The sequence below is a fragment of the Nocardiopsis sp. CC223A genome, from assembly GCF_030766825.1.
GTDB lineage: Bacteria > Actinomycetota > Actinomycetes > Streptosporangiales > Streptosporangiaceae > Nocardiopsis.
Map to the genome: position 1 here is coordinate 66703 of NZ_JASFDV010000021.1, position 22493 is coordinate 89195.

22 protein-coding genes are annotated in these 22493 nt (G+C 72.8%); 10 read left to right on the forward strand and 12 right to left on the reverse strand.

Annotated elements, in window-relative coordinates:
• Nucleotides 1–466 precede the first annotated feature (466 nt).
• The gene (locus tag QJS33_RS11305; protein WP_306367869.1) at nucleotides 467–775 is read left to right on the forward strand and encodes a GNAT family N-acetyltransferase; all 309 of its coding nucleotides are present in this window, start codon (nucleotides 467–469) and stop codon (nucleotides 773–775) included.
• A gap of 342 nt (nucleotides 776–1117) precedes the next feature.
• On the forward strand, nucleotides 1118–2980 hold the full coding sequence (locus QJS33_RS11310) for a carboxylesterase family protein (protein ID WP_306367870.1): 1863 nt from the start codon (nucleotides 1118–1120) through the stop codon (nucleotides 2978–2980).
• A gap of 7 nt (nucleotides 2981–2987) precedes the next feature.
• Here the strand turns inward: QJS33_RS11310 and QJS33_RS11315 are convergent, their stop codons facing one another.
• The 6 genes from QJS33_RS11315 to QJS33_RS11340 all read right to left on the reverse strand — a co-directional run bounded on the left by QJS33_RS11315 (nucleotide 2988) and on the right by QJS33_RS11340 (nucleotide 8511).
• Entirely contained in the window at nucleotides 2988–4019 is a 1032-nt protein-coding gene (locus QJS33_RS11315; protein ID WP_306367871.1) for an MsnO8 family LLM class oxidoreductase, read from the reverse strand.
• A gap of 126 nt (nucleotides 4020–4145) precedes the next feature.
• Nucleotides 4146–4601 (reverse strand): carboxymuconolactone decarboxylase family protein, encoded by a 456-nt coding sequence (locus QJS33_RS11320; protein WP_306367872.1) that lies wholly within the window; start codon nucleotides 4599–4601, stop codon nucleotides 4146–4148.
• Complete coding sequence (locus QJS33_RS11325; RefSeq protein WP_306367873.1) at nucleotides 4598–4996, reverse strand: GNAT family N-acetyltransferase; 399 nt, start codon at nucleotides 4994–4996, stop codon at nucleotides 4598–4600. Before QJS33_RS11325 ends, QJS33_RS11320 begins: the two co-directional genes overlap by 4 nt.
• A 113-nt stretch (nucleotides 4997–5109) precedes the next feature.
• Nucleotides 5110–6162 (reverse strand): pirin family protein, encoded by a 1053-nt coding sequence (locus QJS33_RS11330; RefSeq protein ID WP_306367874.1) that lies wholly within the window; start codon nucleotides 6160–6162, stop codon nucleotides 5110–5112.
• Nucleotides 6159–7361 carry a CE1758 family FMN-dependent luciferase-like monooxygenase gene (locus tag QJS33_RS11335; RefSeq protein WP_306367875.1) on the reverse strand — a complete coding sequence of 401 codons (1203 nt, stop codon included), beginning with the start codon at nucleotides 7359–7361 and terminating at the stop codon, nucleotides 6159–6161. Before QJS33_RS11335 ends, QJS33_RS11330 begins: the two co-directional genes overlap by 4 nt.
• 190 nt (nucleotides 7362–7551) lie before the next feature.
• On the reverse strand, nucleotides 7552–8511 hold the full coding sequence (locus tag QJS33_RS11340) for a DUF5996 family protein (RefSeq protein WP_306367876.1): 960 nt from the start codon (nucleotides 8509–8511) through the stop codon (nucleotides 7552–7554).
• 451 nt (nucleotides 8512–8962) lie between these two features.
• On the opposite strand from QJS33_RS11340, the gene QJS33_RS11345 reads away from it, so the two are divergent.
• From QJS33_RS11345 to QJS33_RS11375, 7 genes are all read left to right on the forward strand, one after another.
• Nucleotides 8963–9607 (forward strand): hydrolase, encoded by a 645-nt coding sequence (locus QJS33_RS11345; protein ID WP_306367877.1) that lies wholly within the window; start codon nucleotides 8963–8965, stop codon nucleotides 9605–9607.
• 341 nt (nucleotides 9608–9948) lie between these two features.
• The gene (locus QJS33_RS11350; protein WP_306367878.1) at nucleotides 9949–10356 is read left to right on the forward strand and encodes a DUF4260 domain-containing protein; all 408 of its coding nucleotides are present in this window, start codon (nucleotides 9949–9951) and stop codon (nucleotides 10354–10356) included.
• A 650-nt stretch (nucleotides 10357–11006) separates the two neighbouring features.
• Nucleotides 11007–11486 carry a hypothetical protein gene (locus QJS33_RS11355; protein WP_306367879.1) on the forward strand — a complete coding sequence of 160 codons (480 nt, stop codon included), beginning with the start codon at nucleotides 11007–11009 and terminating at the stop codon, nucleotides 11484–11486.
• A 266-nt stretch (nucleotides 11487–11752) separates the two neighbouring features.
• A complete protein-coding gene (locus QJS33_RS11360) occupies nucleotides 11753–12361 on the forward strand; it encodes a phosphatase PAP2 family protein (RefSeq protein WP_306367880.1) in 609 nt (202 codons plus the stop codon).
• A 280-nt stretch (nucleotides 12362–12641) separates the two neighbouring features.
• Nucleotides 12642–14177 carry an alkaline phosphatase gene (locus tag QJS33_RS11365; RefSeq protein WP_306367881.1) on the forward strand — a complete coding sequence of 512 codons (1536 nt, stop codon included), beginning with the start codon at nucleotides 12642–12644 and terminating at the stop codon, nucleotides 14175–14177.
• 154 nt (nucleotides 14178–14331) lie between these two features.
• On the forward strand, nucleotides 14332–15717 hold the full coding sequence (locus QJS33_RS11370; protein WP_306367882.1) for an NAD(P)/FAD-dependent oxidoreductase: 1386 nt from the start codon (nucleotides 14332–14334) through the stop codon (nucleotides 15715–15717).
• 243 nt (nucleotides 15718–15960) lie between these two features.
• Entirely contained in the window at nucleotides 15961–16332 is a 372-nt protein-coding gene (locus QJS33_RS11375; protein WP_306367883.1) for a hypothetical protein, read from the forward strand.
• A 68-nt stretch (nucleotides 16333–16400) separates the two neighbouring features.
• On the opposite strand, the gene QJS33_RS11380 is transcribed toward QJS33_RS11375, so the two are convergent.
• Both QJS33_RS11380 and QJS33_RS11385 read right to left on the reverse strand, forming a co-directional pair.
• Complete coding sequence (locus QJS33_RS11380; protein WP_306367884.1) at nucleotides 16401–16973, reverse strand: hypothetical protein; 573 nt, start codon at nucleotides 16971–16973, stop codon at nucleotides 16401–16403.
• 300 nt (nucleotides 16974–17273) lie between these two features.
• Nucleotides 17274–18428, reverse strand: coding sequence for an epoxide hydrolase family protein (locus QJS33_RS11385; RefSeq protein ID WP_306367885.1), 1155 nt, complete (start codon nucleotides 18426–18428; stop codon nucleotides 17274–17276).
• Between the two features lie 81 nt (nucleotides 18429–18509).
• On the opposite strand from QJS33_RS11385, the gene QJS33_RS11390 reads away from it, so the two are divergent.
• Nucleotides 18510–19472 carry a YafY family protein gene (locus QJS33_RS11390; protein WP_306367886.1) on the forward strand — a complete coding sequence of 321 codons (963 nt, stop codon included), beginning with the start codon at nucleotides 18510–18512 and terminating at the stop codon, nucleotides 19470–19472.
• Between the two features lie 12 nt (nucleotides 19473–19484).
• Here QJS33_RS11390 and QJS33_RS11395 read toward each other — a convergent pair whose 3' ends face one another.
• The 4 genes from QJS33_RS11395 to QJS33_RS11410 form a co-directional block, all read right to left on the reverse strand.
• The gene (locus QJS33_RS11395; protein WP_306367887.1) at nucleotides 19485–19889 is read right to left on the reverse strand and encodes a hypothetical protein; all 405 of its coding nucleotides are present in this window, start codon (nucleotides 19887–19889) and stop codon (nucleotides 19485–19487) included.
• A 49-nt stretch (nucleotides 19890–19938) separates the two neighbouring features.
• Nucleotides 19939–21018, reverse strand: a complete 1080-nt coding sequence (locus QJS33_RS11400) for an RNA ligase (ATP) (protein ID WP_306367888.1) — start codon at nucleotides 21016–21018, stop codon at nucleotides 19939–19941.
• A 122-nt stretch (nucleotides 21019–21140) separates the two neighbouring features.
• A complete protein-coding gene (locus QJS33_RS11405; RefSeq protein WP_306367889.1) occupies nucleotides 21141–22001 on the reverse strand; it encodes an energy-coupling factor ABC transporter ATP-binding protein in 861 nt (286 codons plus the stop codon).
• A 42-nt stretch (nucleotides 22002–22043) separates the two neighbouring features.
• The coding region (locus tag QJS33_RS11410) for a CbiQ family ECF transporter T component (RefSeq protein WP_306367890.1) at nucleotides 22044–22493 on the reverse strand (450 nt) is incomplete at its 5' end.

Consider the following 22493-nt stretch of genomic DNA (forward strand, 5'->3'; position numbering starts at 1 on the left):
CGGCTCTCGCGGCGCCGCCTTCGCTCGGACGGCCGGCCCCGGGCGGGCCCCCGCCGTGCGACACCGCCGAGCCTGCGAGGCAATGCACGGTGGGGGCACCTGCGCTCGTCGTCGTGCGGGAGATCGCCCGGCGACCGCTCGTGTCCTTCGGCGCGAGCGCCGAACCGAACGAAGGCATCCGCCGAACACGCCCCGGCGGTCGGCCGGCCGCCGAGGACCTGCGGGTCGTCCTCGGCGCATCCGGATCCGTGCGGTCCGGCGCAGACCCTTCCGCCGGACTGCACGGCACGGGTCCCGTGCGCACGGACGACTCGTCCGATCCGCGCGGACCGCTGCCACCGGCCGCGTGGTAACGCGCACCTGCGCGGCACCGGCCGGCAGGGGTCCCACACCGGCAAAGTAGTTGACTTATCATATAAGTTGAACGAGTGTACGCCTGCATCCGAAGATGTCAGAAGGAGAAGACATGTCCGTTGAAGTGAGTGACGCGCCCGAGGCGAAGCGCTACGAGGCCCGCGTCGACGGAGCGACCGGCGTGGCCGGTCTGGCGCAGTACATCCGCACGGACGAGCTCATCGCGTTCGTGCACACCGAGGTGTCGCCGGAGTACGAGGGCCGGGGGGTCGGGTCGGCACTGGTGCGCACGGCTTTGGACGAGGCCCGCTCCGCCGGCCTGGGGGTCCTCCCGACCTGCCCCTTCTTCGCGGGCTGGATATCCCGCCACCCGGAGTACCAGGACCTGCTGTACCGGTCCCGCAGCAACGTCAGCGACTGAACGGAGACGGCCCTGGTGACGACGGTGCCCGCAACCGGCGGCTCGGCCCCGGGCCGAACGACGGACGGCGGTTCCTGTTCCGCAACCGGCCGGTCCTCGGTTCGACCCCGGTCACCGGGGTGTTCATCGCCGTCCTGAGCGTTTCGCAGACCACCCTCATGCCCGTCTACTTCACCGAGCGGGACCTTTCCGAGCCCACGTGTCCCGCGATCGCCGCAGGCGGTATCGGCGGCTCGGCGCTCTACCCGGCCTTCGCGCTCCGGGTCCACCGACGGGTGTGGTCCGTGATCGGGACGCCGGGCGCGCCGGTCGGGTCCCGGCTCAGGAAACGGAAAGAGAGAGATGGGAACCGACGAGCTGAAGCCACGACCGGCCGGTGTCCTGTGCGGGCTCCGGCCCCTGCGGCGCTGGCTGCCGCTGCCCGCCCTCGCGGTGGTCGCCGGTGTGCTCCTGTGGCTCAACCAGAGCCCCTGGTGGGGGTGGGTACTGATCGCCGTGCTGCTCGCGGCCCTGGTCGCGACGGCCCGCTGGTGGCTGCGTGGCCCCCGGCTGCTGCGCGCCGGGGCGTGGCTGCTCGCGGGCGTACTCGTGAGCGCCACGGCGGTGGCCGCCTACCCGGCACCGCAGAACCGCCTCGCGGGAGGCCGGGACCGCACCCCGACCGAACTCGTCGAGACGCGGGAGGGGCCGGTCCGGGGGGTCCTCGACGACCCGGGCACGGTCGAGACCTTCGCAGGCATCCCCTATGCCCGGCCGCCGGTGGGAGAACTGCGCTGGCGGGCGCCCCGGCCTCCGCTGCCGCGTACCGAGGTGTTCGAAGCCGACCGCTTCTCCGACGTCCCCGTCCAGAGCGAGTCCGCCTTCACCACCCGGGCGCTCGCGCAGGTCATCGACGTCCCGCTGGAGGGCACCCTCCTCAACCCGTATCCGGTCGGCGAGGACAGCCTCACCCTCAACATCTGGCGGGCGGCCGAGCGCGGCACGGAACCGCTGCCCGTCCTCGTCTACATCCCCGGCGGGGGTTTCATGACCGGCTCCGGCGCGCTGCCGCTCTACGACGGTGCCGCCCTGGCCTCCCGGGGCGAGGTGATCACCGTGACCCTCAACTACCGGCTGGGCGTCCTGGGCTTCCTCGCCCATCCCGACCTCGCCGAGGAATCCGGGGGCGAGGCCTCGGGCAACTACGGGATCCAGGACCAGATCGCCGCCCTGGAATGGATCCGCGACAACATCGCGGCCTTCGGCGGCGACCCCGACCGGGTGACCGTGGCCGGAGAGTCGGCCGGCGGCGAGAGCGTGTGCCTCCTCGGCGCGACCCCGCTGGCCGAGGACCTCGTGGACGGCGTCATCGGAGGTAGCGGAGCCTGCATGGGCACCGCCGGGGACACCGGGGACGGCGACCAGTTCGACACCCGCGCGGCGGCCACGGACGCCGGACTCCGCCTGAGCGAGGAACTGGGCGGAGCCACCCTGGAAGAGATGCGGGCGATGCCCCTGAACCGGGTCCTGGACGCCGCGGAATCACTGGGCGGCCACTGGCGGCCCTTCATCGACGGCCACGTGCTCCGCACCACACCCGCGGACGTCTACGCCTCAGGAGACCAGCTGGACGTGCCGGTCCTGGTCGGCAGCAACGCGGACGAGTCCTCCCTGGCCCTGGCCCTGCCACCCGACACCGGCGTCGACGAGTACCGTGCCTCGGTTCAGGAGGAGCACGGCGAGGACGCGGAACGGTTCCTGGAGCTCTACCCCGGAGAGACCGAGGAGCAGGTCCTCGACTCGCTCCTACAGGCCCGGACGGACAAGGTCATGACCCGGGCGATGCACCGCTGGGCCCGGCTACAGACACGGTCCGGCGCGTCGGACGCCTTCCTCTACTTCTTCTCCCACGTCCCACCGGAAGAGGGTCTGGAGAAGTACGGCGCCTACCACGGAGCGGAGGTGCCCTACGCCTTCGACAACCTCGGCGCCGACGGCGACGCCGACTACACCGAGACCGACTACCGGCTCCGCGACCAGATGAGCGCCTACTGGGTCAACTTCGCGCGCACCGGCGACCCCAACGGGCCCGGCCTGCCCGCCTGGCCCACGGTGGCCCAGGAGCCCGAACAGGTCATGGAGTTCGACGGCGGCAGTGCGGTGGCGCCCCGCCCGCGCCCGGAGGCGGTCGACTTCTGGATGGGGTTCGACGGCCCGGTCCCCTGATGAGGGGTCACCGCGGTACGTGCGCCCCGCCGGTGTCGGGGCGCACGTACGGCCCGACCGCGATCCGCTCAGGGGTCTGGAGCGACGCGAGGAACTCGTCCGTCCTGCGGACCTCGTCGCGGTCGTAGGTGCTGACGTTCGCGAGGACCTCCGAGGCACCGGTGCGCTCGACGAGCCCGGTGAGCGAGGCCTCCACCTGCTCCGGGGTGCCGAAGAGCGCACCGGCCACCCGGTCGTCCACCGCCTTCAGCCTTCTCTCCCGGGTGGTGCCGTCGAGTAGCCGGCGTACCTCCCCGACCGGGCGCTGCGCGCGGAATTCGCCGACCTCCCGAGATTCCGCGTATGCCCAGGCGTCGGGCAGCAGCAGCTCGCGGGCCCGCTCCTCGGTGTCCGCGACGGAGACGTCCACGTTCAGCACCAGATAGGGCTCTGACGCGGTCGCGTTCGGGCGGAAGTCGCGGAAGTACGCGGCCAGGCGCTGTTCGTCGTACACGGTCGGCCCGCCGACCACCGCCGGCAGGCCGAGTTCCGCGGCCAGGGCCAGGCCGCCCCGGACGGCCAGCAGGAAAACCGGCGGAGGCTCGACGTCGGGTCTGGCGGTGATCTCGGCCCGGCCTTCCAGATACTCCCGGACCCGCTCGACCTCGATCGGATAGTCGTCCTCGTGCAGCGCGGTCCGCCCGAGCGCGCGCCGGATCGGAGCGGTGAAGCCCAGGGAACCGCCCAGCCCCAGGTCGATCCTGCCCGGGTAGAGCGCCTCCAGCAGCAACGCCTGCTCGGCGATCACCAGCGGGTTGTGGTTGGGCACCATGACCCCGCCGGTGCCCAGGCGGACACGGCGCGTGCGTGCGCCGATCGCCGCGAGCAGCACGGTGGGGGCGGCGCCGGCGATGCCCGGGACCGCGTGGTGCTCGGCGGTCCAGAACCGGTGGAAGCCCAGTTCGTCCGCGCGTACCGCCCGCTCGACGGTCGTCGCGATCGACTCCGCGTCGGACTCGCCCTCGCGGGTCCGTGAGCGGTCGAGCAGGGAGACACGCATCAGTTCCAGACCCCGTTCGTGCGGTGCGGCCGTCCTACCGCCGTGGCGGGCCGTCCGCGCCGCGGACCGCCACGACAGTAGGAACCACCGAACTCTCCCACCTACTCCCGCCCGTCCCGCCCGCTCCTACCGGATCACCGGATGTCCGCTGGCGATCGAGATGCGGTTGAACGCGTTGATCAGGGTGGTCGTCCACTCCACCGCGGAGATCTGGGCGGTGGTCAGATGGGCGGCCGCGCGGGCGTTGACGGCCTGCCGGTCGAGGGCCGGGTCGATCACGGTCAGGGACTCCGCCAGTTCGAGCGCGGCCCGCTGCTGATCCGTGAACAGCTTCGTCTCGCGCCACGCGGGCAGCACGTCCAGGGTGCTCTGCTCCACCCCGGCCCTGCGGGCCTTGGGGAAGTGGATGCTCAGGCAGGTCGAGCAACCGTTGATCTGGGACACCCGGATGTTGACCATCTCGATGAGGTCGTCGCCCAGACCGGCCTCGTGCGACGCGGTCCGGGAGGCCGCGGCCGCCTTGAGCATCGCCCCGTAGACCTTGGGGTGCTCCTTGTCGATGAAGGGGCGTTCGGCGTTCACGCGCCACCCGTGTTCTGGACCGTCTCCTTGACCAGCGCGAGGTCGGCCGGGCGCGGCCGACGGAACCTCCCGCCCTCGGCCTCGTACTCGTCGCCGTGCTTCTTCAGGTGCGCGGCGAACAGCGGGCACACGGGCACGACGGTGAGGTTCCTGCGGATGCTGTCGGCCAGTGCCTCGCGGACGAGCAGTCCGGCCAGGCCCCGGCCGCCGAACTCCGGTGCGACCTCGGTGTGGAAGAAGACGCGCTCGTCGGCCGCCTGCGGCGGGTCGACGAAGTCCGCGCGTCCGGCGATGGTCCCCCCGTCCACGCTCACGGTGTAGGCGTTGATGGCACGGTCCTGGTCGAGTGCGATGGACACGGGAGCACCCTTCTTGTCCGTTCGCTGTTCGGTCATGTCGGACACCTCTTCTCGCTTGTCTGCGGGCACGGTGTTCGGCCCGGTCTCCGGTGGGTGCGTTGGACGCGGCCGTCCCCGGCTCCTGGCGGGGCTCGTGTGCGCGGTGCCGGTCAGCCGTTGAACCGTGCGTGGGGCGGCGGGTTCTTCCTGGGGCGCATCCGGACCGGGGGCAGCTCCGGGGCGGGGATCCTCGACATCCCCTCGCGGTTGCGGCCCGGGCCGCCGTGCCCCACGTAGCCCTCCACCTCCCCGAACCGCTCGCCGTGGTTCTGCCATTCCTCCCGGTAGCGCGTGATCTCCTCCGTCGTACGGCCCAGGAAGTTCCACCACATGAGGACCTCCTCGCCGAAGGGGGTACCGCCCAGGAGCACGAGCCGGGCCGGTCGGTCGCCCTCGTTGGCCACCCGCAGGGTCTGCGCACCCACCCCGGTGTAGCCCATGGCGTCCTTGGGTACGTGCACGCCTTCGAGCGTGACGCTCTCACCCGTGTCCACCAGCAGGCCGTGTTCGAACCCGGGGTCGACCGGCAGGGTGAGGACCCCGCCGGGCTTCAGCCTGAGCTCGGCCCCCACCAGCGGCGTGTACGTGCGCACCGGCGACCGCGAACCGAGCAGGGAGCCGAGGAACACGAGCGCCGTGCCCGCGTCGAACTCGACCGGCTCGGGCACGTGGTACTCGAACCCGCGTTCCGGGCTGTGCCGGACCTCGTCGGGCAGGGCGACCCAGAGCTGCACGCCGTGGATGCGGACCGCCTCCGGGGTGGAGGTCTCGGAGTGGCAGATACCCGCCCCCGCCGTCATCAGGTTCATCTGGCCGGGCAGGATGGTGCCCGCGTTCCCGCCGGAGTCGTTGTGCTCGATGACGCCGTCGAACAGCCAGCTGACCGTCTGGAGCCCCGTGTGCGGGTGCGGGGCCACGTCCATTCCGCCGGTGTCCGCCACCTCGTGCGGGCCGAAGTGGTCGATGAAGCACCATGCGCCGATCAGCGAGCGCTGCCGCTGCGGCAGGGTGCGGCGCACGTTCATCGCGCGCGGCCCGCCCAGGGGCACGTCGCGGGCGGTGATGATCTCGACCGGAGCGCCGCCCTCGCACGCGGCCAAGGGGCCGGGGAGGCCGCCCTCGCTACATACGAAGGCGTCCGGGTGGGTCTCTGTATTGGTCATTGCGGTGCTCTTCCTGGTGCACGGAAACGGATACGGGCGCGGGCGCGACCCGGCGGGCCGGCGCGGATCGGAACGGGTGTCCGTCCCGCGGGTTCGCCGTAGCGCCTCAGCCCGTCACCGCCGCGGAGGCGGCCCGGGCGGCGAGCGGCGAGGCGTGGGGGGGCGTCGGGCACGCCGGCCGGGCGGTTTCCGGCGAATTCCCTCCTCAGCTCCGGCAGGACCTCCTCACCGAGGATGTCGAGCTGCTCCAGCACGGTCTTCAGAGGGACCCCGGCGCCGTCGACGTTGAACAGCTGGCGCTGGTAGTCGCCGAAGTTCTCGCGGAAAGTGAGGGTCTTGTCGATGATCTGCCGGGGACTGCCGACGGCCAGCGGGGTCTCCTCCATGTACTGCTCCAACGACGGCCCGCCGCCCATCAGCGGGGAGTGGTCGAAGTAGGGCCGGAACTCCTGGACGGCGTCCTGGGACCTGGCGCGCATGAAGATGTGACCGCCGACGCCGACGATGGCCTCCTCCGGGGTGCCGTGGCCGTAGTGGGCGAAACGCCTGCGGTAGAGGCCGATCAGTTTCTGGAAGTGCCGTTTGGGCCAGAAGATGTTGTTGGCGAAGAAGCCGTCTCCGTAGTAGGCCGCCTGCTCGGCGATCTCCGGGGAGCGGATCGAGCCGTGCCAGACGAACGGGGGTACGCCGTCGAGCGGTCGGGGGGTGGAGGTGAAGCCCTGTAGCGGGGTGCGGAACCTGCCCTCCCAGTCGACCACGTCCTCCCGCCAGAGCCTGTGCAGGAGGGCGTGGTCCTCCAGCGCCAGCGGGATGCCCTGCCGGATGTCCTGGCCGAACCAGGGGTAGACCGGGCCGGTGTTGCCGCGGCCCATCATCAGGTCCACCCGGCCGTCGGCCAGGTGCTGGAGCATCGCGTAGTCCTCCGCGATCTTCACCGGGTCGTTGGTGGTGATCAGCGTGGTGGACGTGGACAGGATGATCCGCTCGGTGCGCGCCGCGATCCAGCCGAGCACGGTGGTCGGGGACGAGGGCACGAACGGCCGGTTGTGGTGCTCGCCGGTGGCGAACACGTCCAGCCCGATCTCCTCGGCCTTGCACGCGATGGCGACCATCGCCTTGATCCGCTCGTGCTCGGTCGGCGTCCGACCGGTGGCGGGGTCCTGTGTCACGTCACCGACGGTGAAGATCCCGAACTGCATCGCACCCGCCTTCCGGTGGTCGCTGCTTCGGCTGGTGCGGTGAACGAGGCGCCGGGCCTGGTCGCTCCTGCCCCGTCATCGTCACCGTCCGGTGGCTCGGTCGACTGTGAGCTTCGGATTTTTTACCGACCTATCAACATTGGCGTTTGCCCGCCGATCGCGGCCGCAGGCCGCCTCCGGTGGAACCCGGTCAGCTTCCGTCGCCCTCCGTGGTCGTGGGTGTTCTGTGCCAGCGGAGGGGGTCGTCCTCCAGTGCGGGGCGGTCCCAGTGCCCCAGGTCCGCCGCGGCCTCGTAGGTGGTGCGGAGGAACTCGGCGACCGCGCGGTCGGGATCGGGCGCGGTGCGGGCGGCCTCGTAGGGCAGCAGGAACTGCTGGAACTCGGTGCTGTAGTACGCGCCGTCGGGGCCGACCGGCCGGTCGGCGAACCCCGCGGGGGCGGGGTAGGCGTAGGAGTAGAAAGCGCCCTCCTCACCGCCGCCGGGCCAGAACCCGCAACTGGACAGCTCCCGGGAGTAGCCCTCGACCATGACCCAGTCCCCGCAGTTGGGCGCCCCGCCCGGGTGCGGGGGCGCCGACCGCCCGGAGAAGCGGGTGCAGGCCAGGTCCATCGCCCCCCAGAAGAAGTGCACCGGGCTGGCCTTGCCGACGAAGTGCGACCGGAACTCACCGATCACCCGGTTCGCCTGCAACAGCTGGCGCCAGAACAGGGCGGCCGCCTCCCCGTCGTAGGAGGCGTGCTCGTGGTCCTGGGCGAAGGGGATGGCCGGGTCGACCTCGTTGGGGCGCGGCCGGATCGGCGCCCCGATCCCGAGCCGGTCGAGCGCGTCCAGGGTCCGGGCGTAGAACTCGGCGACCGGCATCGGCCGCAGCGGGAAGCCCTGCACGCCGCCGTCGCTGCTGCGGGCTTCGAGGCGGTGGCCGAGGAAGTCGAACTCGATCTCGAAGGCCCCGGTGCCGTGCGGGACGGCCGAGGTCGTCAGCCCGCGCGGGCTGACGTAGAGGGTGACCTGCCACCAGTGGTTGACCAGCGGGGCGTGGGCCATGCGGATCTTGCCCACGATCTGGGTCCACATGTGCAGGGTGTCCCGGGTGGGGGTCCAGTCCGAGACGCGCAGGCTCGGCCAGTGCGTCGTCGACGGGTCGCTCATCGGTGCTCACGTCCTTGGTCATGCCGCGCCGGGGCGGGGCCGTGTACTGCGGGCGGGATGGTGTCCTGCGGGCAAGGTCTCGTGCCCTGGTGTACCCCGACCCGGTGCGACGGGTCGCTCATCGGTGTTCACGTCCTTGGTCGTACCGCCGGGGCGGGGTGGTGTCCTGCGGGCAAGGTCTCGTGCCCTGGTGTGCCCCGACCCGGTGCGGATCCGGGCGGTGATCGCCGCGTCGACCACATTGTAGATGATGGGTCAACTTTTCGGCGGGGTCCGCCCGCGGCCCGGCGGGTCGGATCCGAGCCTCCTCGACCCTTTCGGTTGACACATCAAGTATCGACACTACATTGGTGGATGCATCATCTACTCGGGCGGGGTCGGGCCGCCACGCGGGCACCGCCGCCCCGCCGCCCGTCCCCCCGCCATGACCCCCTCGGAGAGGCACCCCCTTATGAGCACCCAGGCCAAGAACGGACTCGACGCCCTGTTGACACCGCAGGAGAGCGTCCTGCTCCTGATCGACCACCAGCCGTTCCAGGTCGCGAACCTGCACAGCCACGAGCCGACCATGGTCGTCAACAACGCGGTCGGCCTGGCCAAGGCCGCCAAGCTGTTCGACGTCCCGACCGTCCTGACGACCGTGCTCGCGGACCGCGGCGGCCACCTCCTCCAGCAGATCCAGGACGTGTTCCCGGAGCAGGAGCCGATCGACCGCACGCTCATCAACACCTGGCAGGACGAGCGGGTCGTCGACGCGGTCGGGGCGACCGGCCGCAGGAAGCTGGTCATGGCCGGTCTGTGGACGGAGATCTGTGTGGCCATGCCGGCGATCCAGGCCGCGGGCGAGGACTACGACGTCTACGCCGTCACCGACGCCTCGGGCGGGGTGTCGGTGGAGGCGCACGAGATGGCCGTGCGGCGGATGATCGGGGCCGGTGTGACGCCGCTCAACTGGTTGGCCGTGGTCGCGGAGTGGCAGCGCGACTGGGCCCGGGAGGAGACCGTGCCGGGCCAGGCCGAGATCCTGACGCAGCACGGCGGTGCCGGCGGCATCGCCTTCACCTGGGAAATGCAACTACTGGCCGGTCGGCTCTGACCCCATCGCCCTGATGGCCCGGCCTGGTGCCGACCGGGCGCGGCTCGCCCTGTTCGCCGACCACGCCGGCGATCGAGCCCTGTACCCACAGGTCCACCGGTGGCTGCTTGACTCCGGTGTCCCCGTGCTGGTCGTGTGGGGGGAACGACGAGACCTTCGACATCGCCGGTGCCACGGCGTTCCGCCGTGACGCACCGGATGCGCGTATCGCACCCCCCGACCGTGGTCACCTCCTCCCGGAGTCCCACCTGGGCGAGGTCGTGCGGATCATCCGGGACCGGCGCGCTGCCGTCCGAACCGGCCTGTGACAGCGAGTGGACACGAAACGAGAAGGAGCCGACATGTCCGTCGAGCCATCGCATCATCAGGCCTACGGGTGGCAGCGCGCGGAGAACGCGCTGATCGCCGTCGGCATCGTCCTCGCGGTGATCGCGTGGGGGCAGCCGTGGTGGCTGCTGCTGGTCGCGTTCCTGGCCTTCGACCTCTCCGCACTGGGTTACCTGGCGGGACAACGGGTGGGGGCGTGGTGCTACAACCTGGTGCACAACTACACCGCCCCCGCGGCCCTGGTGACGGGCTGGGCCGGCCTGCGGCTCGGTGATATCGACGCCGATGGGCTGGTGCTGCTCGCGGCCTGCTGGGGGTTCCACGTCGCCGTCGACCGCGCTCTGGGCTACGGGCTGAAACTCGGCCCGTTCACCCACACCCACCTCGGCGTCATCGGCAGGGATCGGCGCGCCGAGAGGTAGCGCGCCAGCGCGGTCCGGGTCTCGTGGGCGGCGTCGGGGCGGGCCGCTTCAGCCTCGGCGCCGATGCTTCCGTTGGCGGCTCCATGGTGTGCTGCTCGCAGGCCAGGGGAGTTCGGTGGGGGTGTCATCGCGGATCAGGGCCCGGGCAAGTTCCGGCTCGGTGCAGATCGTCCGGTCCGGGGAGATCACGGCCGTACACGCGGACAGGCACGGGGGCCCGTGATCATCGCGGTGTCGAAGCCGAATGATCCCGAAGGTCTCCCGTGCCCGCCCCGCCGTCATCCACGGCCCCGGCCGTCCTCGCCGAACCCGTGCCCCTCGGCCCCCGCGACATCCGGACCCGTGCGCATCGGCTCCGCGGACCCGACCCGCCCTTCGAACAGGGCACTGCCGTCGGTGACCGCGGAGACCTCCTGCTCCGGCCACGCGCGCGGGCACCTGCGGCGGGGCGCACCGGGCCTGGCGAGCAGATCCTCGGCCCGCCCGTCCGGTCGCACAGCGCCCCCACCCGCACGACCGCAGAGCGCACGCTTCGCCCCCGGGTCCCACCGGCAGGACCCGTATGCCGAGGCACCCGGGTGCGCATTCCTCCTGTTCCGTGGGTTTTGTAAGCTTTCCCGGACATCAAAACCCCTCGCAGGAAGCGGTTCATGACCCCCAAGCCGCGCAACACCGCAGGCACCAGGTCCATCCCGGACGTCATCCGCGACCCCCGGCAGTGGTGGTGGGGTGTCCAGGGCGGCAACCCGCAGATCGCCGAGCAGGACCTGCACGACCTCCGTCAAGGGCGTCCCCTTCAGGCCGTCGCCCACCTGCGCAGGGGACGCTTCTTCCGGCAGGGCCTCCTGGTCATGCACTTCGCGGCCACCGAACGGCTCACCTGGCGCAAATGGCGCCCGTTCCTCCCCGACGCCCCGCCCGTCCCGGCACCGACCCCGGTCGAAGCGGTCACCGTCCGAGAACCGTCCTCCTTCCAGGAGCGGCAACTCGGAGACGTGCGCATCATCGACTTCCGCGCGGGAGCACAGGAATGGGAGATGGCCGTGGTCACCATCGACGTCCCCGTGGTCACGACCGCCCTCCGGGAAGCAGCATCCTGGTCCCAACGTCCCGCCCCAGAGGACCTTTGATCCGATGGCCGACCGGCCCCGGCCATAAGGAAACCCCAGGGCGGGCGGGGTGGACCCGCCGCGCCAAGGTCCACGATGTCCCGAGGAGACCAGGGGCCGGGGACCGGGGACCGGGATCATGGTCGGCGGGCCCCGGAGCAGGCGGTCCACCGACTGCGCCGTGTCGCCCGCCGGCACCGGTCCTGCGCGGTACGGCGACCGGCCGCGCTGCCCCGCCCGTGGCCCCGGCCCACCGTTGATGACACCGACAGAACAGAGGAACCGCCGTGACCGCACTCGACGACGCCCGCACACCCGCGGCCGCGGACCGGACGGCCCGGGTCGTCACCGAGGTGTTCGCGCCCGGTGTCCTCGTGATCGCCGTCCTGCTCGCGGTCGGGTGGTACAGCACCCACAGCCTCGCCGGTCTGGGCTGGGGCCTGCTCTCCGCACTGTTCTGCGGCATCGTCCCCTACGCGATCATCATCCTCGGTGTCCGGCTCCGCTGGTGGACCGACCGCCACGTTCGGGAGCGCCGCCAGCGGTTCGTTCCCCTTCTGATGGTCATCGCATGCGTGACCCTCGGTACCGCGACACTCGTGCTTCTGGACGCGCCCCGCGAGCTGTTCGCGCTCGTCGTCGCCATGCTGACCGCGCTGATCGTCACGCTGGCGATCACGGCGATGTGGAAGATCTCCGTCCACACCGCCGTGGCCGGCGGTGTCTCCGTCGTCCTCCTGCTCACCTACGGTGCGCTGACGGCGGTCACGGTGCCGCTCATCGCGGTCATCGGCTGGTCCCGGGTCCGCCTGCGGGACCACACACCGGCGCAGACCGTCGTGGGAGCGGTGTTCGGCGCGGCCGTCGCGGCGACCGTCTTCTCACTCCTTCGCTGAACGGGGCCGGGTGCCCCGAAGCCGAGGACACGGCCGGGGCGGCCGTCGACCACGCCCCCGAAGAGCGCCCCCGCCGGGGACCCCCGGTCCGATCGGCCTTCGGTCCCGCCCACGAGGAAGGCAGGGCGGACGGGGCGAGCCCACCGCACGGCCCCGGGTGGCCGCTGCCCGTGTCGTCCCCCGGTTCGTATTCGTCCGGGTGTCGGCTCTCGTTCAAGCAGGGGACGGAAGGTCCGGATAGAAACCGTGGGTGACCACTCCCCCACAACGAGGAGCCTCCATGGCACGCACCCGCCTCTCCCGTCGATCCGCCCTCCGCCTCGGTGCCACGGGCGCCACGGGCGCGCTCCTGGCCGGAGGCGGGGCCGCTCCGGCCCTGGCCCAGGGCCGGAACCGCCCGGTCCTGACGCACGGCATCCAGCTCGGCGACCCCCGCGCCGACGGGGCCGTGGTCTGGACACGGTCCGACCGCCCCGCGCGGATGGTCGTCGAGGTCGCCACCCGGCCCGACTTCCGCGACGCGCGCACGATCCGCGGGCCGCGGCTCACCCCGGCCTGCGACGGCACGGGACGGGTCCGCATCACCGGGCTCGACCCGGGCCGGGAGGTGTACCTGCGGGTGCACGCCGAGAACGGACGGTACTCCAGCGAAGTCCTCGAAGGCGGCTTCCGTACCGCCGGAGGCGACGACGGCACGATCCGCTTCGTGTTCTCCGGAGACGTCGCCGGCCAGGGGTGGGGGATCAACCCCGATATCGGCGGTATGCCGATCTTCGCCGCCATGGCCGATCGCGACCCGGACTTCTTCCTCCACTTGGGCGACACCGTCTACGCCGACGGCCCGATGCAGGAGCGCGTCATCCTGCCCGACGGGCGCACGTGGCGCAACGTGGTCACCGAGGAGAAGGCGGCGGTCGCGCAGACGCTGGCCGAGTTCCGCGGCCAGTACGCCTACAACCTGCTCGACGACGCGCTGCGCGGCTTCGCCGCCCGGGTTCCGCAGATCGTGCAGTGGGACGACCACGAGGTCGTCAACAACTGGTACCCGGGCGAGATCCTCGACGACGACCGCTACACCGTGACCGATGTCGACCTCCTCGCCCGGCGGGCCCACCGGGCCTTCCACGAGTGGATGCCCATCGTTGCGGCCGAGGCGGCGGACGGCAGGATCTACCGCAAGCTGTCCCACGGCCCCGACCTGGACGTCTTCGTCATCGACATGCGTCCTCACCGGGACACCAACTCGGCGGGGACCGCCGCCTTCGAGCGCATCCTCGGCGACGCCCAGGCGCGCTGGCTGGTCGACGGGGTCTCGGCGTCCACCGCGACCTGGAAGGTGATCGCCTCCGACATGCCGCTCGGCCTGGTCGTGCGCGACGGCGACGACATCGAGGCGGTGGCCAACGGCCTGCCCGGCGAACCGCGCGGGCGCGAGGCCGAACTCGACGGGGTGCTGCACGGCCTGCACCGCCGGGGCGCGCGGAACGTGGTGTGGGTGACGGCCGACGTCCACTACACCGCCGCGCACCACTACTCCCCCGAGCGGGCGAGCAGCCGCGAGTTCACCCCGTTCTGGGAGTTCGTCTCCGGGCCGCTGCACGCCGGTGCGTTCGGGCCCAACGCACTCGACCCCACCTTCGGGCCCGAGGTGGTGTTCCAGAACGCCCCGCCCGCGGCCAACACCTCGCCGCTGGACGGCTACCAGCACTTCGGCGAGATCGAGATCGACCGGGAGAGCAAGGAGCTCACCGTCTTCCTGCGCGACGCCAACGGGGACTCCCTCTGGACGCGGACCCTCACCCCCGAGGGCCGCTGACGCCGTCCGAGTCCGCCCGGTGCGGGCCCGGGGCCCGCACCGGGACCGGCCACCGGCACGGAAATCGGCCGAGCACCTCCCGGGGGACGGTCCGGCGGTGAGAGGGTGGAGCGACCGACGGGCGCGAGGACGCCGAACACGAACGGGGCGGGCAATGGACGAGATCGAATTCGACGCGGTGGTGGTGGGGGCCGGACCCGGTGGCGAGGTCGCCGCCGGAAAACTCGCCGACGCCGGGCTGAGCGTCGCGATCGTGGAGGCCGACAAGGTCGGCGGGGAGTGCTCCTACTACGCCTGCATTCCCTCCAAGGCGCTGCTGCGCCCGGGCGAGCTGCTGGTCGAGGCGCGCCGGGTGCCGGGGGTCGCCGAGGCGGTGACCGGACCGCTGGACATCGGGGCCGTGCTGCGCCGCCGCGACGAACTCGTCGGACGCGGCGAGGACGGTGAACTCCACGACGACGGCCAGCTGCCGTGGCTGGAGGAACGCGGGATCACCCTGTTCCGCGGCCGGGGGCGGCTGGCCGGCGAGAAGCGGGTGGCGGTCGGCGACACGGTACTGCGGGCCCGGCGCGCGGTGATCCTGGCCGGGGGCACCCGGGCGGCGCTGCCGCCGATCGACGGGCTCGCCGACGCCCGGCCCTGGACCAACCGGGAGGCCACGACCGCCCGGGAGGTCCCGGGGTCGCTGATCGTGATCGGCGGCGGGGTCGTGGGCGCCGAGATGAGCCAGGCGTACCGGTCGCTGGGCGCCGCGGTGACGCTGGTGACCAGTGCCCGGGGGCTGCTGCCCCGGGAAGAGGACTTCGTCGGCGAGCAGGTCGGCGCGTCGCTGGCGGAGCAGGGCGTGGACGTCCTCTCCGGCCCCCGGGCGGCATCCGTGCGCCGCGACGGCGGGCGGGTGACCGTGGCCCTGGCCGACGGCACCGAACTGCACGCCGACGAGGTCCTGGTGGCCACGGGCCGGGTCCCCCAGAGCGCCGGGCTGGGGCTGGCGGAGGTCGGGGTCGAGACCGACGGGTTCGTGAAGGTCGACGAGCGCATGCGGGTGCCCGGGCTGGAGTGGCTGTACGTGATCGGCGACCTCAACGGGCGCGCCCGGTTCACGCACATGGCCAAGTACCAGGCGGCGATCGCGACCGCCGACGTCCTGGGGTCGGACATCTCGGTCGAGCACCTCGGGGACGGCGGCGGGGCACCGCGGGTCATCTTCACCGAGCCGCAGGTGGCCTCGGTGGGGCACACTGCGGCCGACGCGCGGGAGGCGGGGCTGCGGGTGCGCGTGGTGGACGTGCCGACGGACGGGAACCCGGGCGGGGCGTTCACCCGCGCCACCCGGGGCACGGCCCGGTTCGTCATCGACGAGGACGCAGGGGTGCTGGTGGGCGCCACCATCACGGGGACGGGCGTGGCCGACATGCTCCAGGCGGCGACGATCGCGATCGTCGGGCAGGTGCCGGTGCGCAGGCTGCGGCACGCGGTCCCGGCGTTCCCCACGCGCAGCGAGATCTGGCTGCACCTGTTCGACGCCCTGGGCGTCTGACCCGGAACGGTGCCCCGGGGTCCGCCCCGGGGCGCCCCGGGGCGGGGCGGTACCGGAGCACCGGGGCACGGCGGGTGAGGGCGCGTGCGCGGTAGCACGGAGTGTCCGCCACGCTTCCGTCCGGTGCCCCGGCCCCTGAAACTCCCCCACCCCAGGAAACGACGCCCCGATGGAACCCCTTCCCCCAGACGACCCGCGCGCGTTCGAGCCCTACCGCACCCTGCGGCGCGTCGGTGCGGGGGCATGGGCGTCGTGTTCCCCGCCGTCGGCTCGGAGGACGAGCCGGATCTGGCGGCGGTGAAGTCCATCCGGCCCGAGTACGCGGCCGACCGGGAGTTCCGTGCCCGGTTCGCGGGCGAGGTGGCCCTGGCCCGCCGGGTGAGTGGCCCCTACACCGCCCGGGTGCTGGCCGCCGACGGAGCGGGGCTGGACGGTCGGCCCGCCCGTGTCGTGATGATCGGCGCGGGGCTGCGCACGGCCCCGGAGCACACTCTGCTGTTCGAGCGTGTGGTCAACCTGATCACCTCCCTCGTCCCGGGGGTGGTGTTCTGCTTCAACACCTCGCCGGACACCACGCTCGACGCGCTGCGCCGGTGGGTGCGGCCCGACCGTTGACCCCGGGAAGTGCCTCGACCGCCACGGGCCGCTCCGCCCCGCCCTCGTCGGCGGTGACGCCGGACCCGTCACCGGGCACCCAGGTAGAGGAAGTCCACCTCCGTCTCGACACCGCCGCGGCCCCGGGACGGGAGGCGGAACCCCGTCCTCAGGTCACCGGCGCCCCCGGGATCTGCGGTCCCCGCCGTCGTGTCCAGCAGGCAGTGGCGGAGTTCGGAGCCGGTCACGGCGAACCCGGTGGGGCTCCCGGTGAGGACGAGTGTGCGCGCCGTGACCGCGCAGCGCAGGTGGTCGCGGTACTCGCGGTACCGTGAACGGTCTGCGTGGCCGCCCTCCCACTCGGGGAGCGTGTCGGCGGGGAGCACGGCGGTGTGGGGGCGTCCCGTGTCCAGCCCGGCGCGCAGGTCCTTCCAGGCCGAGGCGGGGAACCGCAGGGAGTGGTGGACCAGCAGCAGGTCCAGTGTGTCCCAGGCGGGTCCCCACGAGGCGTCGGGCACCGGCGCGGATCGGACCGGAAGGTGGACGATCGACCGGGGGGAGCGCGCGGCCAGTGCCCACAGCCCGACGAGCCGTTCGGCGCCGGTGCGGTCCACGCACACGAGCAGGAAGCGGTCACCGTCCTGCACGGTCAGCCCGGTCATGGGGTACCGGGGTCGCAGGACCCGCGGCACCGCCCTGCCGGACCGCCCCCGGTGCACCGTCACCGGTACCCGTGTCCGCTGCCGCCGCGCCGGTCCGCCGTCCATGCTCCCCTTCCACGGTTCTTCGTCCCGGTCGGACACTGCCGTGTCCCGGGCTCCCTGGCAAGGGGTTTCCCGGACCGCACGGCGCGGCCCCTGCGGATGCCGACCGTGCCGAGCCCGCAACGGCGGGATCGCGTCCGTCGGTCGGCGCAAGGACCGCGCCGGAGCGGGAGAGCCGGCCCGCCCCGGGGCCGTCCTTCAGGTCGTGCGGAGCGCGGTGAAGAAGGCGCGGATGTCGCCGGCGACGACCTCGGGGACCTCCAGGGCGGCGAAGTGGCCGCCCTTGTCGAACCGGTTCCAGTGCACGATGTTGGAGTTGTCGCGCTCGGCGAAGACCCGGATGGTCTGGAAGTCGTCGGCGAAGACCGCGACTCCCGTGGGCGCCGCGTTCACGCGCGGCTCGTCCTGGGCGCGCGCGTTCTCGAAGTAGGAGCGGCCCATGCCGGAGGCCGCGTTGGCGAACCAGTTCACGCTCACCTCCAGGAGGATCTTCTCCAGCGGCACCAGCGAGGTGCCGTTGCCGAAGGAGTTGAACAGCTCGCTGTAGGCGAGCAGGCCCACCGGTGAGTCGCTGAGGCCGACCGCGACGGTCTGCGGACGGGAGGCGTTCATGGTGTTGTAGCCGCCCACCGACTGGAACCACTGCATGTGCTCCAGGCCGGCGTGGTCCTGCGGCTCCAGGCGCTCGAACTCGGCGGGGTCGCCGGAGGGGAACGAGAAGAGCTGGAGCACGTGCAGGCCGAGGAACCCGTCGGGGTTCAACAGCCCCAGCTCCCGGGCGACCATCGCGCCGTTGTCGGAGCCGTGCACGCCGTAGCTCCCGTAGCCGAGTCGGCGCATCAGGGTGTCGTAGGCGGCGGCGACGCGGGCGGTGGTCCAGCCGCCGGAGGCCGGCGGCTGGGAGAAGCCGTAACCGGGGACGTCCGGGATGACCAGGTGGAAGGCGTCCTCGGCGCGGCCGCCGTGGGCGACCGGGTCGGTGAGCGTGTCGATGAGGTCGAGGTAGTCGACCGAGGAGCCGGGGTAGGTGTGCGCGAGCAGCAGGGGCGTGGCGTCGGTGTGCGGGGAGCGGACGTGGATGAAGTGGATGTTCTGGCCGTCGACGTCGGTCGTGAAGTGCGGGACGGCGTTGATGCGCGCCTCGGCGGCGCGCCAGTCGAAGTCGCGCCAGGCGGCGATGGCCTCGCGCAGGTAGGCGTTGGGGGTCCCGGCCTCCCAGTCGTCGACCGGGGCGGGCTGGGGCAGCCGGGTGCGGGCGAGCCGCTCGTGCAGGTCGGCGAGTTCGGCGTCGGTGACGGCGACGGTGAAGGGGCGGATGTCGGTGGCGGCGGCGGAAGCGCTGGTGTTCTCCATGTCTCCGACACTAGGCTCCCATTAGGCACATTCACTTCCTAATGCCTCCACGGTCCACGGAAATCTCGGAAAGGGTGCCGGATGTCCGACACCGCCGCCAGGCTCCTGGCGCTGCTGTCCCTGTTGCAGTCACGGCCCGACCGGACCGGGCGCGAACTCGCCGAGCGGCTCGGGGTCAGCGGCCGCACCATCCGCAAGGACGTCGACCGGCTGCGCGAACTCGGCTACCCGGTGGAGGCGGCCCGCGGGTCCACGGGCGGGTACCGGCTCGGGCCGGGCGGCCGGATGCCCCCGCTGCTGCTCGACGACGAGGAGGCCGTCGCGGTGGCCGTCGGGCTGCGCGCCGCGGCGGGCATCTCGGGGGTCGCCGAGTCGGGCGGGCGGGCGCTCGCCAAGCTCGAACAGGTGCTGCCGGCGCGGCTGCGTCCGACCGTGGACGCGCTGCACGGGTCGATCGAGCACGCCCCGGAGAACACCGACACCGACGCGCCCGACCCGGAGGTCGACGCGGGGGTGCTGCGGGCGGTGGCGCGCGCCGTCCGCGACGGCGAGTGGCTGCGGTTCGACTACCGGGGCGAGCCCCGGCTGGTGGAGCCGTACCGGCTGCTGGCCTGGCAGCGCCGCTGGTACCTGGTCGCCCGCGACCCGCGCGACGGGGAATGGGCCACCCACCGGGTCGACTGGATGGCGCCGCGACCGCCGACGGGGCGCCGCTTCGACCCGGTGCCGCCGCCCGGGGGCGACCACACCGCGTTCGCCATGCGGACGATCGCGTCGCAGGGGTGGAGGGTGCACGCGCGCTTGCGCGTCGATGCGCCCGCGGAACGGGTGCTGGAGCGCGTCAATCCGGCGGTCGGGGTGGTCGAGCCGGTGGACGAGGCGACGTCGGTGCTGGTCACCGGCGCCGACAGCCTGGACACGGTCGCCGTGTACGTCGGCATGCTCGGCATGGACTTCACGGTGGAGTCGCCACCCGAACTGGTGCCGCTGCTGCGCGCCCTGTCCGAGCGCTACGCCCGCGCCGCCGACGGCTCCCCCGTCTGACGGCGGCCGGGCCTACAGGTCCTCGAAGGATTCCTCGCCCGGACGCCAGGCCATCCAGTCCCTGTCGCCGAAGCCGGACAGATAGGCAATCTCCGGCCCCGTGAGCTCTTTGGGGGACGGGTGGAGGCGGACGGCGTCGTCGCCGAAGTCCAGGCGCAGGCCGGTCCCGGTCGCCTCGTGGGTGGCGGTCACCTGCCGCGGGATGAGGGAGCGCAGCGCCCCGGCCCACGCCGGGTCGGCGGGGGTGGTCCACCGGCCGCCCGTGAGCACGTGCGGCAGGGCGTCGCAGTTGAGCAGCGGGCTGTGGGGGGTGTCCTCGTGGTCGAAGTGGAGCTGGACGTAGTCCATGGTGAACTGGACCGAGTACAGCCGGTGGCCGACGAGGCGGCTCAGGAACCTGTTGGGTGTGTAGGTCACGGTGGGTAGTGTAGGCCGCCGGGAACGGGGGCTCCCGGCGGCCCTGTGGTCACTCGTACTCGGTGCCGCCCTTGCGGGTGAGGTAGGCGTCGGAGACGAACTTGGCGATCGCACGGCCGGCGAGGACCGGCGAGTAGCGCTCGCGGGACGGTCGGACCACCACACCCTCGCGCAGGTGGGCGCCGCGGCCGCTCCAGGTCTCGTCGCCCTGGGCGACCTCGAACAGCGCGGCCTCGTCGTAGGGGCCGTTGTAGAGCTCGGGCACCGCGGGCAGGCCGACCTCGGCGAGCACGCCCGGCAGGTCGGCGGCGTCGATCCAGGACACGGCGCCGTCGACGTCCAGGCGGACGTCGAACACCGCGTACCCCGGGCGCTCGCTGCGCCCGTGCTCGCCGTAGCCCAGGTCCTGCACGCCCGCGCCGAACACCTCGCCGAACACGCCCACCCGGGCCGCGCCGAACTTCTCGGCGATCCGGCGGGCCGCTTCGGGCACCCCGTGGGTGCGCACCGAGCGCCAGTACAGGTTGTCCTCGGCGTAGGCCAGCGCGAAGTTGCGCGATCCGTGCCCCTTGGAGGAGACGAACTCCTCGCCGGTCTCCACGACCAGGGTGAACAGGCATGCGGTGCCGTGGATCTTCTCCGTGGCCACCACCGGCTCACCGGGGGTGAAGATGTCCGGGTAGCGCTTGGCGTTCTCCACCTCGATCCAGCGCAGCAGGTCCGGGGCGGCGACGACCTCCCCGCTCATGTGCACGGGGATCTCGGGCACCCACTTGGTGACGCCGAGCTCCGCGGCGAAGTCCGCGCCCTCCTCGTGGGCCGCCGCCAGGTCCCGGTCGGCCAGCGCCCGCGGGCGGCAGACGATGCCCTGGGAGATCTCGCCGCGCAGCCGGATGGCCTTGACCCGGTTGCGCTTGGAGCCCGCGAGCCTGCCGGTGAGGCCGAGCTCGTCGATGAGGGCGTCGGGCAGCAGGGCGTTCTCGGGGATGTAGACGGCCCAGTCACCGGTGCGGTAGGCGCCCTTGGCCACGACCGCGCGGAACAGGCCGACCTGGGCCAGTTCGAGCGCGTCGGCGTTGGGGTGGGGGTGGACGGTGAGCCTCTCCGCGGTGACCCGGAGGGTGGACATGGGTTTCCCTTCGTGGTGGGGGCGGGGTGCGCCGGGGCAGGGGCGGGGTGCCCCGGCCACTATGGCCGAATCCCGACATGAACGACAAAAACTTTTCCCGTGCGCGGGCGTTCGCGGCCCCCTCAGCGGGGGTGGATCCGGTCCAGGTCGCCGGGTGAGGCGGGGTCGGGGGCGTCGGCGGGCAGCAGCCCGCCCGCGCGCAGCACCCGCCCCACGGCGGGGCCCCAGGCGGGCCGCAGCCGGGCGCGGGCCAGCAGCGCGGTGTCGGCGAGCACCTGCCCGGTCGGCCCCGACGCCAGGACCGTCCGGTCGAGCACGAGAGCGTGGTCGGCCCAGCCGTGGACCAGGTCCAGGTCGTGGGTCGACACGACCAGTGCGGTGCCGCGGGCCCGCAGGCCGTCCAGGGTGGCGACCAGTTCGGCGACCCCGGCCGGGTCCAGTCCCGCCGTGGGCTCGTCCAGGATCAGGACGTCGGGCAGCATCGCCATCGCCCCGGCCAGCACCACCCGTTTGCGCTGGCCGTAGGAGAGCAGGTGGGTGGGGCGGTCGGCGAGGCCGGTGACGCCGAGGGCGTCCAGCGCCCATGCGACCCGCTCGCGGACCTGGTCGGCGGGCAGGCCCAGGTTGAGCGGGCCGAAGGACACGTCCTGGCCGACGGTGGCCGAGAACAGCTGGTCGTCGGGGTCCTGGTAGACCATCTGCACCCGGCGGCGCAGCAGGTCGCGGCCCCGGCGGCCGCCCGGCGGCGGGGCACCGTCCAGCAGGACCGAGCCCCGGCCGGGGACCAGCCCGCCGGACAGCAGCCGCAGCAGCGTGGTCTTGCCGCCGCCGTTGGGGCCGAGCACCGCGAGCAGGCCGCCGGGGTCGACCCGCACGTCCGCCCCGGTCACCGCGGGTGCGGTGTCCTCGTAGGCGTAGTGCAGGCCGCGGCCCTCCAGGACGGGCGGGGCCTCGGGGTCCGCCCCGGGGGCGCGGGAGGGCATGGGCGTCTCCGTGAATCGTCGGGCGGCCCGGTGGGCCGGGGCTCACCGCAGGGCCGTGTAAATGAGGGCGAGGGCCGCGACCAGCAGCGGCGGGGCGGCGGCTGCGGCCCACTCCCCCGGGCGGACCGGGCGTTCGTCCACCAGGACGGTGAGCCGCCCCGTGTACCCGCGGCAGGCCAGGCCCTCCTGGAGCCGCCGGGCCCGGTCCAGGGAGCGGATGAACAGGACTCCGCCCAGGGCCCCGGCCGATCGGAGGCATGCGCGACGGGACCGGTACCCGTGCCGGGCCGCCTGTCCGGAGGCGACCCGGTGCGCGGTCCCGAGCAGGACCATGAGCATCTGGTAGGTGAGGGCGACGATCTCGACCAGCGCGGTGGGCAGCCGGGTGCGGGACAGCCGGGCGAGGAGGTCGGCCGTGGGTGTGGTCAGGACGAACAGGAGCTGGGTCCCCAGCGCCGCCGCGCCCCGCGCGGCCACCTCGGCCGCACGGGC